General features: G+C 54.3%; 8 protein-coding genes. All 8 read right to left on the reverse strand.

The window, feature by feature from the left end; all coding sequences use genetic code 11:
- Positions 1-39: 39 nt before the first annotated feature.
- Positions 40-585 carry an NfeD family protein gene (locus tag RS9916_RS06030; RefSeq protein ID WP_007098413.1) on the reverse strand — a complete coding sequence of 182 codons (546 nt, stop codon included), beginning with the start codon at positions 583-585 and terminating at the stop codon, positions 40-42.
- Entirely contained in the window at positions 582-1,742 is a 1,161-nt protein-coding gene (ribD, locus tag RS9916_RS06035; RefSeq protein WP_007098414.1) for a bifunctional diaminohydroxyphosphoribosylaminopyrimidine deaminase/5-amino-6-(5-phosphoribosylamino)uracil reductase RibD, read from the reverse strand. The genes RS9916_RS06030 and ribD overlap by 4 nt, the downstream gene beginning before the upstream one ends.
- Before the next feature lie 111 nt (positions 1,743-1,853).
- Positions 1,854-2,222, reverse strand: coding sequence for a nucleotidyltransferase domain-containing protein (locus RS9916_RS06040; RefSeq protein WP_007098415.1), 369 nt, complete (start codon positions 2,220-2,222; stop codon positions 1,854-1,856).
- A gap of 115 nt (positions 2,223-2,337) precedes the next feature.
- The gene (locus RS9916_RS06045; protein WP_198003407.1) at positions 2,338-2,835 is read right to left on the reverse strand and encodes a DUF3122 domain-containing protein; all 498 of its coding nucleotides are present in this window, start codon (positions 2,833-2,835) and stop codon (positions 2,338-2,340) included.
- A gap of 117 nt (positions 2,836-2,952) precedes the next feature.
- On the reverse strand, positions 2,953-7,221 hold the full coding sequence (locus tag RS9916_RS06050) for an autotransporter outer membrane beta-barrel domain-containing protein (protein ID WP_083773040.1): 4,269 nt from the start codon (positions 7,219-7,221) through the stop codon (positions 2,953-2,955).
- Positions 7,222-7,692: 471 nt separating this feature from the next.
- On the reverse strand, positions 7,693-12,015 hold the full coding sequence (locus RS9916_RS14435; RefSeq protein ID WP_007098419.1) for an autotransporter outer membrane beta-barrel domain-containing protein: 4,323 nt from the start codon (positions 12,013-12,015) through the stop codon (positions 7,693-7,695).
- Positions 12,016-12,158: 143 nt separating this feature from the next.
- Positions 12,159-14,657, reverse strand: a complete 2,499-nt coding sequence (locus RS9916_RS06060; protein ID WP_007098420.1) for a GH116 family glycosyl hydrolase — start codon at positions 14,655-14,657, stop codon at positions 12,159-12,161.
- A gap of 153 nt (positions 14,658-14,810) precedes the next feature.
- Positions 14,811-18,089: a glycosyl hydrolase family 18 protein gene (locus RS9916_RS06065; protein ID WP_007098421.1), complete on the reverse strand. Its 3,279-nt coding sequence runs from the start codon at positions 18,087-18,089 to the stop codon at positions 14,811-14,813.
- Positions 18,090-18,271 lie beyond the last annotated feature (182 nt).

Consider the following 18,271-nt stretch of genomic DNA (forward strand, 5'->3'; position numbering starts at 1 on the left):
CTGCTGCAAGCGACTTCCCTTCCCTTAGCCAGGGTGCCGTCAGTCGGCCATGTCGAGTGGATCGACGATCAGCGTGGGGCCATCGGAGCGGAGAATCACCACCCGCTCACCCCGCTGCAGCGGCCTGGAACCACTGCGGGCAGCCCGGCGCAACAAGCTGCCGCGCACCGACAGCTCCACAAAGCCGCGCTCATCCACCGACAAGGGCAAGGTGACTGTGGCTTCGCTGCCGATCAGATCATCGGATCGCACCACCGTGTTGGCATCACGGCGGGCCAGCACCCGTAGGGCGAGGGCAGCGCCCCAGCCCATCAGCAGACCCAGCAACAGAGCCAAGGGCAACGTGAACGGTGAGGAGACAGATCCCTGAAACAGCTGCAACAGCAGACCGCAGAGACCAAAGGCCGCCAAGCCAAACGACCAGAACGACGTGCTGAACAGCACCGCCGGGTTTCCGCCCTCAGTGATGCCGCCACCATCACCGTTCAAACCGTCCACGTTCAAATTGGCATCGGCATCACTGGCGATCGACAGGGTGATCAACACCCCACCGGCGATCAGGCAGAAGAGATAGGTCCACGTCATTGGCGTGTCCCGCGAGTGACTCCATCCTGAATCGGCATCGCACCGACGACGCCCTGCAGCAACAAATCGCGGCCCAAGTTCTGGGCTGCAGCCAGGCTCACCGGCACCACCTGATCCATGGCGGTGAACCCCAGATCCCCCAGGGGAGTGCGCGCCAGCTCACCGCCCATCACTTTGGGAGCAATCACCACCGCCAGCTCCTGCACGCAGCCCTGATGCAGAGCAGCGGCGGCCAGCGACGGGCCGCATTCCCACAGCACTCGGTTGCAACCGCGGCTGGCGAGCTCAGGAAACAGGGCCTCAGGCTCACAGCGATCGAGTTGCTGAACAGCAACGCCATGGCCCTGCAATGCCGCCAATCGAACAGACGCTGGTGCCTCATCAGCCGCCGCAGCGACGGCCACAGGGCCATGGGCCACCAGGGTGGGCGCAACCGTTTGATCCCATAGCTGGGCGGACTGGGGCAGATCAAGGCTGCGGCTGAGCACCACCCGCAATGGCTCCGAAGCGCAGCGACCGCGACTGGTGAGCAGGGGGTCATCCGCACGAACGGTGCCACCGCCCACGATCACCGCATCACAGCCAGCCCGCAGTTGATGCACCCACGCCCGTGCCGGCGGACCGCTGATCCACTGGCTGGCGCCATTGCTCAAGGCCGTGCGCCCATCGAGGCCCATCGCCCACTTGAGAACGCCCCAGGGGCGGCCCGTCTGCACCCGGTGCACAAAGGCCCGGTTCTGGTAAGCCGCCTCCGCTTCGAGGACACCGCTGATCACCTCAAGGCCGGCATCCCGCAGACGCTGAAGACCACCTCCCGCCACCCGGGGATCGGGATCGGTGAGGGCGACCACCACCCGCTGGATGCCTGCGGCGATCACGGCATCCGCGCAGGGAGGCGTGCGGCCGTGGTGACAACAGGGCTCAAGGGTGACGACGATCGTGCCGCCGCGGGCCGCATCCCCGGCCTGGGCCAGAGCACCCACCTCGGCATGGGGCTCTCCGGCGCGGGCATGAAACCCTTCGCCCACGAGCTGCCCAGCAGCATCAAGCACCACCGCACCCACCAACGGGTTGGGGCTGGTGTGGCCATCAGCGAGGGCCGCCAGCTGCAATGCCCGGCGCATCCAGGGAATCCAGCGCTGCTCGGCAGCAGACATGGGCTCAAGCAAACGGAGAGTCCATCATCGTCATCCCAAAGCGTGACCTTGTTTAGGCCAAAGCCTGATCGACAAACAGCAGAACTCGCAGCCATGCCTCCCGCCGTGCCGTCATGCCTTCGCCAGACACAACGCATCCTTAGCGATGGCGCTCCAGTAGAGATCGCCTCCACCTTGGCGCTGCTCCCATTCATCAAGCGTGAGAGGCAAGGCATCGTCAGCCAGGCCTTGTGACAAGACTCGCTCGGCCAAATCCACAGCCAGTGGTCGTTCGGGCGCAACAGCCAAGACATCCACATCGGAAAAAGCATCCCAATCGCCTCTGGCGAGGGAACCAAACAACCACAGGCTGCAGCCCGGGTACTGCGCCAATAGGCGTTGAGCGTGCACGCGCAAACCATGGATTCGTTGGGCCTGCTTGCGGCCACGAATCTCTGCCACGGTGGCCGATGGCGTTGCGATGGGGATGGATGAACCCATGACCAAACCCTATGGCTGCCTTAAACCCGATGCAACCTGCCTCGATGACGGGAGAGCCTCGAAATCATGGTTCCCCAACTGAGAGATCAAGGCGAGAGGCCAGGCCGTGACGCCATCATCCCAGGGGCGCCTTCTGCACCTGGCGCCATTCACCCACCACAAAGGGAGGCACCGGCAGCTCATTGAGCACGCCATCGAGATACAGGCGCAAGGGGCGGTTGTTCTGAAGGTCGTTGAGCAGCGGATCCAGGGCAAATTCAGCAGCTGCATCACGGCTGTCGCTGGCCAGAGCTTTGTTCTCCAGGGTGATGTCAGGCAAGGTCCACTCCTTCACCCCGGCCTGCACCACCAGGTCGGTGGGGTGCTCAAGGCGCACCTTGCCGGGATACCCAACAATGCGCAGCACCACAGGGTTGCCGGGCTTACCGGTGCGATAAGCCACCGCCTGCCAGCTCTGATAGTCGAGGTCGCGCAGGCTCTCAAGGCTGCGCACCATCGGTGCACCGTTTTCATCCTGGTGCTCATGCACCTGGGCGACTGCAATCCCCGGAGTGACCAGCAGCAGCAACACGGCAGCAAGCACAGACAACAACAAGCGGCGCAGCAGACCCATCAAGTGCATTAAAGAAGTACACCCATCATCGGTGCTGCAGCTCCCTCAAGTGAGGGATCCCAAAGCAAAGGCTTCTCCCTCAACTGAGGGATGGGGCTTGTTCTGCCTAGACAGCCATCAGAACTGCCACTCAAAACCACCGGATGCCCGGTAGTCAGTGCCCCTGGCTCCACCCCAGGCTTCGATGCCACCACGGAAATACACCTTGTAGGAGCTGCTGTTGACGTTGGCGATGGTGTAATCCAGACCGCCTTCAACCAACACCCCATTGGTGTCCTCATTGGCGGACTTGATGTTGGCCTCCTTGTTGGTGAAGCGATACCCCAGGGTTTGATCACTGAGGTTGCCGCTCCAGTCACCCAACCAACCCACACGCAGTGAGGGAACCAGTTGAGAAGTCTCTCCTGTGTTGATGGGATAGGAGAACTTCATCGCCAGGTCGGTCTGCACATAGGTGGTCGAACGCTCCTTGTAGGTGAGGTTCAGCTGACCAGCACCACTCTCCGTGAACTGGTGCTCGTTGTTGAAGCTCCAGGTGGTAGTGAACTGGGGTTCGAGAACGAACTTGCCTGCCTCAAAGGGAGCACCGAGACGGAAGGCCAAGCCGTAGCTGGTGGCACTCTTGTCGCCTGAAGCAGTGTCATCACCCAGCTGATCCGTGATCTCAATGATCTCCCGCTTCTGGTTGCCGCTGAATCCAGTGGCACTGAACAGACCCTGGACATAGAAGTTGTCGGTCCAGTAGTCAGCCTTTACGCCACCACCCCAACCATCGGAGTTCCAGGACCCACCACCAGCAAGGGTGTTCTGCTGAATCAGGTTGATGTTGCCGTAGTTGGCAAAGGCACCAATCTGGAAGTTGTCAGTGACTGAGACATCAACACCCAGCACTCCACCACCAGCATTGACGTAATAGGGGTTGTAGAAGTTGTCGTTGTAGCTGTCGTGGTCATCACCACCAAAGCCACGGAACCAAGCCCTCACCCCATCACGGCGTGCGTATTGAGCGGTCAGTGAGGTGTCTTCAATGAAACCAGAAGCTTCAAGTGACTCAATCGTGGTTTCACCGGTGACCTCTGCCTGAGCAATGGCTTGGTCCAGGGCCTGTTGTGCCTGCTGATCAGACACCTCACCACTCTTGTTCCAAAGACCACGGACTGGAGGTGCTGATTCTTCAATCACCTCCTCCTGCTCCACCACAGTCTTCTCAACAACCACGGGATCGAACTGACGCAGAGGCAGACGTTCAAACACAACATCTGTCAGCAGGTTGTTGTAGGTGGCCATCCCACGACCAGCACCATCGATGTTGCGAGGACCAAAACCTGAGACAAACAACTTGCCCAGGGTGCCGTAGCTGATGATTGGCAACTCAATGTTTTCAATCACATCAGGCAGAAGGCTGTCGATCAGGTCAGCCCCTGGACCTCCATCCTGAATAATCTCAACTAGCTCCTGCTCATCATCATCCAGACCCAGGTCAGGATCTGAAGGATCAATATTGTTCAGGTCTTTATCAATTTCTGGTGCTGACTTGGCATCAACCTGAACGTTCAAACTTCCTTCTACCATGTAGACATCGAAGTTGGCAGTTCCCTCAATGCCATTCTCCTCTCCAATACCAGAGAACTCGCCAACTTCATCGTCATAAATCAACGTTGAATTTGCAGCCAGCTCATTCATTTCGCTCTGACTAGTCTCAGGCACATCAAGGATTACATAGGTCCCTTCTGGATCAGTCGTAGATCCTGCCTGAACAATCAGCTGAGGCGGCATCTTTGCATTAGATGGTTTGTATTCAAACGAATCAGCCGTCAGAGGAGCGCTGGTCTTATCTGAAATGTCGGCAAGGATTGTGCCACCAGTCATCACAACATCCTCAAATATGCTGGCATCAGAGTCAGTGAGGTGCATCGTTCCTCCACTGATAGTTATTGTTTTAACGCCAGCAGTTTTATAATCGCCGTCATAGTCCCAGGTTCCATCAACCTGTTCTGCACTCTCAAAGTTCTTAATTGTGGAAGCACTGAACGATGCTGAACCTGTGGTAGCAAACTTGATGATGTCATCACCATCACCACCATCAATAAAGGCACCTTTATCAGTGCTACTGATATTGGCGTTGGTCAAAAGGATGTCATTTCCAGCACCCATATCAATTCCACCAGTAAGTCTGATGGAACCTGCATTAGCCCAAATATTGTCGTTGCCATAGTTGGTGGACCCAACAAGGTTTTTAGCTATAACTGTTCCTGAATTAACAAGATTATTGATAACAGCATCTTTCAGACCCCTTCCTTCACCTTGATATCCTCTCTGAAATGTGCCCCCTTCCTCAATAACGATATTTTTGAAGTTAGTATTTGAGTCTGAGTTTAAAGCACGCACAATAGTTCGTGCGCCAACTTGAAGAACACCACCGGTGAGATCTGATAGATCATCTATCTGGTCAGTATCAATCTTTAAATCGTACCAAGTTATTCTTGAGGCATCTTCGCCAGTGTAAGTATTCAAAAAGGCAATATTTCCACTACTCAATTTCTTTGGAGTGATAGCAACTGTGGCAAACGTTGGTTTGCCTTCACCCTCTGTGAAATTCCTAAAGTTAAAGACAAAATTACCAGAACCACTATCAACCTCGGCAGGAGTAGCGAGAACATGAAATTCTCCAGATAATCTGGATGCTGATCCAAAATTGCCATCACCAATTAAAAAATTACCTTTCCCTTGAGCAGCAAATGTAATATTTTTACCTATTTCTGAAGTTTGGATATCACCATTACCAACAAGTCTTATCTCTCCTGTTCCAACCCTCTTCAAATCTCCCAAAACTCTCAAGTCTGTTAAACCATTATTATTCACGGCAAGGGTCTCACCACCACTGAATACAACCTTTTTGGTTCCAAGGTTTCCATCATTGGTTCCATCACCCAGCTGCAGGATCGAACCGGAACCACCACTCAGAGTCAGAGAACCCGAATACCTGTTGTTCGTTGAAGCAAGTGTCCAAGTTCCCTCACCAGTTTTAACCACATCCCAAGCACCAGTGATCGGAGCACTCAACAAGCCATCTTTCCCATTTGCAGTCGACAGGGTCAGCTTGTTCCCCATTCCAACAGCACCACTATTAATGGCACCCGTAATGTCAGAACCTCCGTAGAGAGTCACATCAGCTTTAATTCCAGATTTAATCTGGATAGCTTGTTGACCACTCAGCGTTCCATAGTTGCTGATAGCAACAGAAACCTTGTCTCTGGTTGCATTCTTAGAGATTTTGATCGCATTACCACCCGCAGACGTAATCGATCCATAGTTCAAAATATAAGCATTTGACTGAGCTGAAACATCACCCAAACCTTGGGTGGTAATCATCAATCCATTACCCTCACCTGCAGTTGACTCAACAACAGCACCTTCTGGGATTTCGACGAGTGTGGTCTCAGGATTCACACCACCACTAGCATCTAGAGGTGCGGTTTCACTGGTATTCACCAGCTTGATAGCTGCAAAATTGTCAGTGGAATCTGGGTTGGTGTAGGTAACTCTTGTGTTGTCTTCGATCAGGAGAGCTTCCAAGTCACCTTGGAGGTCAACAGAGTCTCCTGTCGTCCCAGGTACATATTGGATTGCACCCATACTGTTGATCGACCCACCAGTCGTTTCAAGGGTGATATCCCCATCTGTGTAAATGATGGCACATTTATCATTGACAGGACTTTGATCACTACTGGGAATATAATACTTTCCACACGTTTCTGCAGCTCCTACAGCCTCCTCTTGAGTGAGAGCAAAGGTTCCGTTAATTGCAGAAAAGAATCCAAAAGGGAAAAAATCCTCACCATAATTATTGTAATAGTCAGTAGTAACGACAACAGAATAAATCTGTCCAGCAGTCCATTCAACTTCGCCGTAATTTATCCAAGGACATTTGTAATTTTTCCCTCCACACAATCCTCCATCTGGCTGATTACGGTATGCATTACCACTTGTGAACCAACCGACATCATTAATCTGCTCTTGAGTTATATCTCCTCCCTCAAATGGCCCATCGTTCAGCCAAAGGTTCGTGCTGGTAGGAGAGCTGTCAACGCCGAAATATGCACTACCACTCTCAGATGGAACCCAGAAAAAATTGATGAACCTAAAGGGGTATGAATACCTCTCTGGAGGCTTTAGACTGGAAGCCCTTTCAATTTTATTAAAATAATTATTAAATGTGCCTGATTTGACGCCAGTATCCTCGTCAATTGTATAACAATTCCATGTTGCATAACTCAGACCAGAACCAGATCCTGTGCACTTATTAGACTCGACAGCTATGGATTCTGATCCGGACAACAGAGCTGCAGCACCTACCAGGAAGGACGCAGCGAGAACTCGCTTCATTTGACATTTGTCACTTCTCGGACGCTAGAGATCCCTCATCAGACCTGCTCTGAATTGAAACAAGCACCGGCGAACATGCACTATCGGGATCTTTCAAAAAATGAGAATCATTATCAACCCCTCCCAATAAACCCATAACCACTGAAGGCTTCCTTCAAGAATTATCAAAACTAGTATTCATTTATTCCTAAACGCAAGAGTAAAGACAATAGCAATGTAGATAGAGTAAAACAATAAGAAAGGCATATCTTCAATCACTATTACAAGAAGGTGAGTTCATTCACATAACAGGGGGGTTGTCTCCCAGTACCAGTGAGAGCACACACAAGCAGGTAAGGGCGAACCCATAGAGTCCAAGTGAAAGGGAACTCTGAAGGGGTCGCCTTTGCATCAACAGCTCCCTCAGTTGAGTGAGGGAGTCCAAAGCAAAGCCCCCTCCCTCAACTGAGGCAGAGAGCTTGCTGACAGCGATCAGAACTGCCACTCAAAACCACCAGACGCCCGATAGTCAGTGCCCCTGGCCCCTCCCCAGGCTTCGATACCACCACGGAGATACACCTTGTAGGAGCTGCTGTTGACGTTGGCGATGGTGTAATCCAGACCGCCTTCAACCAACACCCCATTGGTGTCCTCGTTGGCGGACTTGATGTTGGCCTCCTTGTTGGTGAAGCGATACCCCAGGGTTTGATCACTGAGGTTGCCGCTCCAGTCACCCAACCAACCCACACGCAGTGAAGGCACCAGCTGAGAGGTCTCTCCTGTGTTGATCGGATAGGAGAACTTCATCGCCAGGTCGGTCTGCACATAGGTGGTCGAACGCTCCTTGTAGGTGAGGTTCAGCTGACCAGCACCGCTCTCCGTGAACTGGTGCTCGTTGTTGAAGCTCCAGGTGGTGGTGAACTGCGGTTCGAGCACGAACTTGCCTGCCTCAAAAGGAGCACCAAGACGGAAGGCCAAGCCGTAACTGGTGGCACTCTTGTCGCCAGAAGCAGTCTCATCACCCAGCTGATCGGTGATCTCGATGATCTCCCGCTTCTGGTTGCCGCTGAATCCAGTGGCACTGAACAGACCCTGCACATAGAAGTTGTCGGTCCAGTAGTCAGCCTTCACGCCACCACCCCAACCATCGGAGTTCCAAGACCCACCACCAGCAAGGGTGTTCTGCTGAATCAGGTTGATGTTGCCGTAGTTGGCAAAGGCACCAATCTGGAAGTTGTCAGTGACTGAGACATCAACACCCAGCACTCCACCACCAGCATTGACGTAATAGGGGTTGTAGAAGTTGTCGTTGTAGCTGTCGTGGTCATCACCACCAAAGCCACGGAACCAAGCCCTCACCCCATCACGGCGTGCGTATTGAGCAGTCAGTGAGGTGTCTTCAATGAAACCAGAGGCTTCTAAGGACTCGATTGTTGTTTCGCCAGTGACCTCTGCCTGGGCAATGGCTTGGTCCAGGGCCTGTTGTGCCTGCTGATCAGACACCTCACCGCTCTTGTTCCACAGGCCACGCACTGGAGGCGCTGATTCTTCAATCACCTCCTCCTGTTCCACCACAGTCTCCTCCACAACCACTGGATCGAACTGACGCAGAGGCAGACGTTCAAACACAACATCTGTCAGCAGGTTGTTGTAGGTGGCCATCCCACGACCAGCACCATCGATGTTGCGAGGAGCCAATCCTGAAATAATTAGCCTGGCAAAGGTGCCATAACCAATGATAGGAAGATCAATTTCGTCAAGAATGTCATCCAAAATCGCATCGATTATTTCAGCACCAGGGCTTCCAGGCTCTGTGATTTCCTCAACAATATCTTTTTCATCAGACGGAATGTCTTTATCACACCCCTCATCATCTAGGCAGTCTATAATCTCACCTGAAGACTTCTGGCTAACCACCAACTGCAAGCTTCCCTCCTTCAGATAGACATCATAAATTGCACTATTACCAATCCCATTGCTTTCGCCTATTCCAGTAAATTGACCAACATTGCTTCCATACTGAAGCTCTGTATTGGCAGCCAATTGATTCATCTCCGCTTGACTTTCTGACTTGATAATTGTGTAGACACCTTCTGGATCATTCTGCTGAGCAGCATTGATAACAAGCGAGCCTGCTTGATAATCAAACGTATCAGAGACCAATGGAGCTGAGTTCTTATTTTCAAGACTTGCGTAGATCTCACCCCCATTCAATACAAAATGCTCAAAGGTGGCTTGCTCAGAATCCAAAACAAGAAATCGCCCACCCTTAACTGACATCACACTGATACCTGCTGCTTTATAATCTCCGTCATAATCCCACTGCCCAGAAACCTGGTTCGCAATTTCGAAATTTCTAACTTTGCCAACCTTAAATTGATGGATAGCAGAATCTGAAGCTCTAAAGGTAATCGTATCAACATCACCCTCTCCGCTACCCCCATCGATATACCCAGGCCCCTCAATATTAGAGTTTGTTGTAACAACGTCACTTCCAGTCCCCATCAGTATATTTCCAGAAAGGACTAATCCATCTTTTTGAGCTTCACCCGGAAGCTTAACTACACCATCATTTATGAAATTGTCGGCACCAGGACCAAAATTGATATCACCGTAAACACTGACAGCCCCAGATTCTTTAACAATGAAGCTGTCATCATTAGCTCCCAACTCAACTTTACCCCATATCTGAGCAGGTGAATCTCTTTTTTGTCCACCAACAGCAATTGTGTCATTACCTAAGCTACCAGTAATGGCCGGGTACTGATAACCAGCACCTTCACTGCCAACACTCCCCCAACGACATCCATAACCACCATTTTTATCTTTCTTTGTGCCGCATTGGTCAGAACCAAAACCAAGTGAATTCCTGAAAGAAATAATCGCCCTTCCCTGCAGGAGAACATTATTTCTCTCGTCTACATCTCCTGTATCAACATCTTTAGAAAGGGCAAGTGAAACAGTATCATCAATTACACCACTACCGATCCAGTCATTGTTTTGAATGATGCCAAGGGTGTCACTACCATGACCAAGAACAATGCTGCCGCGTATGCCACCAGACGTCTCAACACTGTCATTACCATTACCCATATTAATGGCTCCACGAATATAACCTGAGTTACTCAAAGTGTCATCACCATTTGCGAACACTAAATTAACATTATAATTACGATTTAGCTCATTTTTCGCGCCGTCAGGCAATTGATCGTTCACAAGTTGATCAGCCTGAGAGCAAGTATTTTGACCAACATATCCATTCCATCCACCGGGATCAGCCGCAGACGTCAAGCATCCCAGATAACCACTGTTTTCAACAACATCATCACCACCACCAAGAGCAACCTCTAAGAAATTTCCGGTACTAGCTTCACCAGGCCCTATAAGAACACCCTCATTAATCAATTTATCATTTCCTGCATCAAAAGCAATTTGTGGAACCGCTTTATAGCAGGTAGCTTGATCCTGGTCAGCCTGGCAATTGGTCTTGTACTTAGAGTATTGAGAAGGAAGAAAATCGACATAGCTAACTACCGCCAGACTATTTGATTCAATTCCAAACTTATCATCCCCTGCATTGAAACTGATGACCGGAGAGCGGTGAGCGACAACAGCTGCTTTATCAGAAGGCTGACCAGGTAATCGCGGGCCGCTATCATCGTCTAAATCATTGCCGGTAACTTGTAGAACACCCTTTTGCATAATGGTAAGGGTATTATTACTCTTACCATCTTTGATATTTTTGCCATCCAAGAACATCAAAGGTGTTGAAATCAAATCACTACTACTAGAGGTTATGCTTAATTGACTGCTTGCAGCAACATCTAAATTTCCATAGAGGCGCACCTGATTATTCAAGTATGTAATCCCATCTCCTTTAAACAACAAGTTTCCATAAACGTCTTGTCCTTCAGGATCGACAGGAGTAAAGATTCCATTGAAGCTCAATGAACTACCTTCATTACTTATTGTGCCTACAATAGTATTAACATTTTCGCTTTCATATTTTACATACCAATACTTGTTGCCCAAAACAGGCATATCTTCGGCAAAGTCAAGGATGCCACCAGTAAAAACAGGGGCATAACGTGAACTTAATTGATCACCCTCCCATTCGCAATAGCCAGATTCCACTATTTGGGAAGAGATGACTTTAATAGGTTCGCCATTTTGGCTCTTGGATATTGTATTGGCCTCACAACCGCCATAAGCCTGAATGCGACCCTGCCCTTTATTTCCACCTTTTGTATGGTAAAGCGTTCCATTGTAATAATAAATCAAACCTTCAGAGCTCCCATCAGGGTTCAAGGGCCTTTGCTTGGACGTTGGCTCTTTGGTTCTCCAAGAATTATAAATAAATCCACCACCATTGCTATATGAATACAATTCTAAGTCGCCCCGATTGTTTAACAACTCACCTCTATTCTTCTCTAGAAACACCTTAGACTCAGCAGAAAGTTTTCTTGAAAGATCTTCTGCATCTTTTGCATCTGAAGCCCACGGGAAGAACTTGCCGGTTACCTCATCGCTATACCATTGCCCTAAAGAGACACCAGGAAGAGAGAGAATATTTCCTTTATCGGGTGTCGAATACAAAGAGTATTCAATTGCGAAGATTCTTTTATCATCAATCAGCAAGATTTGCTTATAGTCTTCAGGTAATTCATACACACTTACCTGGCCACTTTTCACTACTAAATCATTTTCACTCGGCCCTGCTGGCGTGGTATCAACCATGATCTGCGCATTGGCGACACTGGTAGACGCAATCGCAGCGAACGCCAAAAAAAGAAATGCATTCAAGTAATTTTTCATGAACACTTGGCGTCTTATTTTTAGATTAAGCGGGTATTGCTAGAGGGTGATCCCAAAAGTGCATGTCTAGTGATACTCAATCAAGACTCAACACAAGTATCTTCGACGTGCTTCAAGCAGCACAAAAGCTTGAAGCTACTTCTCTACCCTTTGTGAGCACCAGGGATCCGCTGCCAATCCGTGTGGGTGGCCCACAAGCCCCAGATCGCCATCGCCCGCAGGTAATGGCAGGCTCGGAAGGTATTTACTGCCGTAATTGCCTCGGGCGTACGGAACTGCAAACCACCGGCATACACCTGGTTCACCACCGCTGAGCAGATCGCTTCAGCGGTTTGGCCTTCCCCCATCAAGCGGTAATAGCTGGCAATGCCGAAGTTGATGCCCGTCCACACCTCCAAGGGGTGGGTGCCGTTGGGATCCAGAGGTGTGCCGTCCCGGCGCAGGCCATTGGCCACACCCAGCTTGCCGCCATCAAATTTTTCAAAGCAGGCCTCTCTCACCGCCTTGAGGGTGCTGCGGCTGTTGGCCTCACTCACCACCGGCTCCAAGCCCAGCAGGCGGGCATAAAAATCACCGCAAAGCTGATCGGCCATCACCACCGGCGTGCCGCTCTCGGCATCGATGTCGTAGTACTCGCCGTTCCAAAGCAGGCGATCAAAGTTGCCGCGGGATTGCTCCAGCCAGCCGCTGAATTCCCGTTGCTCAGCCGAGGTGTCGAGTCCGGTTTTGAGCTGCAGGGTTTGTGCGATCGCCAAGGCCGCCTCAAGCGCCGCAATCCAGAGGGCACCGCAATAGGCACTCACCCCTTTGAGCGGCCAGTCGTCGAAAGTTTGATCCGGTGCGCCGCCGTTATCCGGCAAGCCATCGTCGTTCACATCAAAGGTCTTCAAATAGCGGAGCGCTTCCACCGCGGATGGCCAGCAATCCGCCAGGAAGCGCACGTCTTCCCCACTGGGAGAGAGCTTGAAGGTGCGCCACACCTGCAGCACGTAATCGCTGCCGAGATCCTTCCAGAGGTTGCAATCCTGATAGGCCGTGTAATTAGTGGCATCCCAGGGCAGCTCATTGGGTGCCCCCAGATCGTGAGGCGTCGCCCCTTTCACCTTGCGGTCGGCCTCCACACGGCCCTTGCCCTGGGTGAAATACCAGCCGATCGGCCGCTGGGTGGCATCCGCAGCAGGAATGGCCCGGGCAAAGCTGCGCAGCACCGCCTTATCCAGCTCCGGCCACAACTGCAGCAGGGCCAAAGAGCCGTAGAGGCGCACATCGAGGCTTTCGTACCAGGCGTAGTCGAGGCACTCCAAGACCCCGAAGCGTCCGTGGGGATCCTCGGGTGATGCCGCGCTCCAGAGGCTGCCGCCGCTGCAGAGGTCGTAGAGCTCATTGAACAGGGCCATGCGCAGCGGCTCAGGCAGCTCGCTGCGCTGCAGCACTGGCTGCTGCCAGGCGCCAATCTGCTCTCTCCATTGCTTCCAATCGCGCAGGGCCTCTGCCGCAATTGCCGCGGCCTGATCGCCTCCAGTGCCAAAGAAATCGGTGTAACGGCGCAAGGCCTGGCTGCCTGTGGCAAACGCCGTCACCGGTAGATCCCAACTGATCATCACCGGAATCTCCAGGCTCTGGCCCGGCGCCAACTGGCACTGCACCGCCAACGCCGCACTGAGCGGATCATTGGCACCGCTGGTGCGGTCGTTGTTGCTCTCGGGAATGGAGCCATCGGCACTGAAGCTGTTCCACAGCTCACTGCCATCACCACTGGGATTCCAGCGACTGCAGCGCTGAATGCTCACCCCCGGCTGCTCGGTGGTGGCGATGCACCACTGCCCTTCGCCTTCGGCGACAGGGTTGGAGACGTTGCCCTCCAGCACCACACCCTTGAGGTTGCCATCGTCAACCCAGCGGTTGCGTTGGCCCACTGTCTTGCCGATGGCGGGGGCGTAGTTGTGCTCGGGGCTGCCGTCGTCGCGGAAGTGCACCTCCGCGGAGGCATCGGTGTTGGTGAACCAGCCGGTGGTGTTGCGCCAGCTCAGCAGCAGCGAGAGATCCAGGGGCTGGTCGGTGGGATTGTGCAGGGTCCACACGAACACCGCCACCGGGTAGCTGGTGCGCTGGTAGTCGCCCGGCAGGATCGGGCTGAAGGCCTCGCAGCGCACCTCGGCGTCATAGACGCCTTCGTAGCTCGTCCAGCTGAGGGGATAGCGGGCGGCATAGGTGCCGGTGCTGCGCTCCGCCGTACTGGCGGGGTACCAATCCCAGGCCGGGAGTGGTTCGCCGGACTCCGGACGGGAGGCATCAGCACTCGGCTTCACCGCCAGGGCATGGGCACGTTTGCCGCTGCCGTTGCTCTCAAACAGGGCGAACTGGCAATCGGGCAGCACCCCAAACCAGTGCTCGCCGCCATCGAGATGCCAAAGATTGATGTTGCCGTCGGGTGCCCTGCCGATACACCCAGCCCCGAAGCCCCCCAAGGGCATGCCGTGGTTGGGACCATCATCGAGGTTGCTGGCGTAGCGCACCGTGTAGGGCTTGTCCCAGCCCAGCCCGAAGGGCCGGCTCCAGCACGCCTCCGGTGGCTGCCAGCGTTTGGCTTGCTTGCCGCGGCCCAGCAGGGATTTCAGAGCAGACAAACCGAGCGGAGCCATGCAGGGGCCGAGAGTCTGCCCAGATTGCCAGAGCTGAGCGGAAGCACCAGAGGGGCAACAAAAAGCCCCCACCGGCAAGCAGCTAGCGGGGGCGATCCAACGCACACCTTGAAGCCAAGAGCACGGCATGCGTCGGCGATGGGCTGGCGCTGATCAGGCCAGGTTGGTGAAATCGCTCAGGTTGAACTGGCCATCACCGCCGATCACCTGATCGAAGGATTCAGCCCGCGCCGCGATCGCCTCCAGAGATTCCCCACCCAACAGGCCATCAAAGGCGGCATCCACCAGGCTCTGATCCCCCTCGGCGTCGTTGGACAACGCCCAGAACATCAAGCCGCCCAGCCCCGCCTCCTGCACATAGGCCGCTTTACCGGCCACGGTGGCTGCGGTTTCGATCGAGCTCCACAAACCACTCACAGAGTCGTAAACAAACGCCGCTTTGGCGGTGTCGTCCCAGAACAGCTGCAGGTCGCCGTTCTCCACCCCGGTGAGCAGATCCTTCACGTCGTAGCTGCCGGCTTCAAACGACCCGGCGGCCTGCGAGGAATCCCCTGCCTGCTGGTAGCCGTAGGTACCCCCGTCTTGCACGCCACCCCAGGCGCGTGTGTAAGCCGGAGCACCCAGCACCACCTTGCTGAGATCCACATCCGCCTGGCGGAACTGATCGATGGCAGTGAGCACGTCGTAGCCCCCCGCATCGCCGGTCATGGCCGCCTGGTGACCGGTCTGCGACTCCCACCCGCCGTGGAAGTCGTAGGTCATCACGTTGTAGAAGTCGACGTAGGGGTCGATCCCCTCAAGGTTGAGGTTGGCCAGCTTGTCGGCGCCACCGGCGGTGGCGATGGAGATCTCCACCTCGCGGCCGGTCTGCTGCCAGAAGGTGTCCAGCTTCTGGTCGAGCAATTGCAGGGTGAGGGCGAAATTGGCGCCGTCCTGATCGCTCACCGCATTGCTGCCCAATCCACCACCACCCGGGTACTCCCAGTCGAAATCGACGGTGTTGAAGAAGTCGTAGCGGTTGAGGGTGTCGATCACGCTGTCGGTGAAGCTCTCCCGGCCCGCGGCATCATCGAAGGCCAGGCTGAAGTCACCGGAAAGGGTCCACCCCCCCAGGGCAAAGCCCAAGTTGAGGTGAGGATTGAGCTGCTTGAGCAGATCCAGCTGACGCAGGTTGCCAGCCTCGGCACTGGAGTCCTCCCAACCGACCGGAAGGCCAGTGAGGGTGACGGACCCATCCGCTGCGGTGGTGCGGGAGAAATCACCGCCATTCACCAGGCCATCGCGATAGGCGGCATCAAGGCCACTCCATTCGCTGGCGGAGAAGGTGCGGCTCACCTGCTGATCCGCAGTGAAGCGTTTGTCGGTAGCCGCCCAGGCGTCATGGATGAACAGGTCGCCGCTTTCATCCACCCCGAAGAAGCTGTAGTTGAGATGGGTGAGCTTGCTGGCATCCACATCGGCGACGCGGAAGTCGCGGCCATAAATGCCCCACTCTTCGAAATAACCCACCACCCGCAGGCCATTGCTGGAAGGGGATGGATCGCTGGAGGGCGTTGGGTCGATTGGATCAACAGGATCGATCGGGACCACTGGATCCGTGGGTTCAACAGGCTCCGTGGAGGCATCGGGCTCTGTTGTGCCTTCAGCATTTGTTGAGGATTCGGGATCGGTCGGTTCAACCGGCTCGGCTGTTTCCCCAGGATCGGTGGTCTCACCAGGGTCTTTGGTCTCATCAACCTCTGTGGGAGGTACCGGCTCTGCAGGCGTCGTCGCATCGCCCGTGTCGAAGCTCAGTGATGTTTGGCCACTGAGATCACCGCTGCCTTGGTAGTAGGAACTGAGGCTGCTGCCGGCCGCCAAGGCCTGACCCGCAGACCAGCTCGGTGCCGAGAGGGTGACGCGGTAGCGGCCGTCGCTTTGCTGCTCCTGGCTGAGACTGAAATTGCTGACCTGCTTCAAGGCGTAATCACTCAGGAAGCTCACCGACCAACCGGCATCCAGGTCCTGCGAACCCGCATTGGTGACGGTGAGATTGCCAGCGAAGGTGCCGCTCCAACGGTCGTTGACCGTGGCCGCAACCCGCACAGCTGCCGGTTGCGGCTGGGGAACCGGCTCAGGGGCAGGTTCGGGTTGAGGCGCAGGCGCAGGTGCCGGTTCAGGCTCGGGCTCGGGCTCGGGCTCGGGCTCGGGCTCGGGCTCGGGCATTGGAGCCGGTTCTGGTTCGGGTGCAGGTATGGGTTCGGGTTCCGGAGCAAGCTCTGGTTCAACAGGGCTGCTGCCGGCAAAAAACAGTGCATCGGTGAGGCTGCCGCTATTAGGCAGCCCGACGCTGTCGGCGTTGAAATCAAGGCTGATGCTGCCGCCGGCAGCAATCGACGCATTCCAATCAACAGGTTGAAGCGTCACCAGCACCGTGCCATCGCCCTGATCCACTGCGGTGGCGTTGGCCGACCAGAAGCGCACATTGCTCTGACTGGTTAGAAAACTCACCTGCCAGCCATCGATGGCATTTGCCGAGGTGTTCTCGAGAGTGAGCACGCCACTCATGCCACCCCAGTAGAGGCTACCGCTCACGCTCAGCTGAATCGCACCCGTAGACGGTGCTGCAGGCGTTTCAGCAGCAGACTCAGTGCCCGTGTCGCCATCTGCCATGCCGTGATCGTGCATGGAGTGGTCATGGGTGGAGTGATCGTGCATGGAGTGATCGCTGCTGGCACCGTCAGCCACCAACGCATCAGGGTGCACCCATTCCCCGGCCCGTTCCTGGAAACCGTCGGTGCTGTCGCCCACCGGTGCCGCAGGTGTCAACAACCCCTCGCGGCTCACCAGGGTGACCTGATCGGCGGTGAACCCAAACGGCACCTCGAGGTTGTCTTCCACCACTTGATCGTGGTGAAACTCGAGATTGGCACCAATCAAATCGCTGCGCTGGATGCCCACCAGCAAGAGGCTCTGGCCTGAAGGCTCGAATTGAATCAGCAGCCCCTCGGCCGTATCAGTGACCGACAGGCGCTCTCGGGTGCCCACATAAAGAAAACTCAGTTTCTGGGTGGTGGGATCGAAGTTTTCAATCACCTCATGCACCCCGTATTCATGGGAGCGCAGATCAATCGTTTTGGGATCACGATCACCAATCCCCTGCTCCCACGACAACACGGCACCGATGTCTTGCCGTAGGTGCTCGTTCCCCACGATGCCGAAATTGTCGAGCGAAAGGTCTGCCCAGCTCAACCCAGTGAGTGCCTGAAACTGAGGAGGATCACCCCAGGGATTGACGATGGCTGCCGTGCCATCAGGCAGTGTGCCAAGAATCAGTCCATGCACTGAGATGTCACCGAAATCCAGCACATCACGGAGCGGATCAAAACCACTGATGTCGGCATCAGCAGGATTGACGGAATAGATGGTTCCGCCGCCAAGAAATTCAGTCATGAAACCTGTCTAGAAGAACAAACAACCCGCAAAACTGAAATCCGACTGAGAACAGAATTGGAAGCTAAATAGCCCACCAACGAACAACAATTATCAGCGAAGAATCAGCACAAATGCGTCTCATTCACGATCAACCAATGACCAAGTCTTTCCATCCCCCATCCAGGTGATCTTTGGTCATA

Source organism: Synechococcus sp. RS9916 (genome assembly GCF_000153825.1).
Taxonomy (GTDB): Bacteria; Cyanobacteriota; Cyanobacteriia; order PCC-6307; family Cyanobiaceae; genus Synechococcus_C.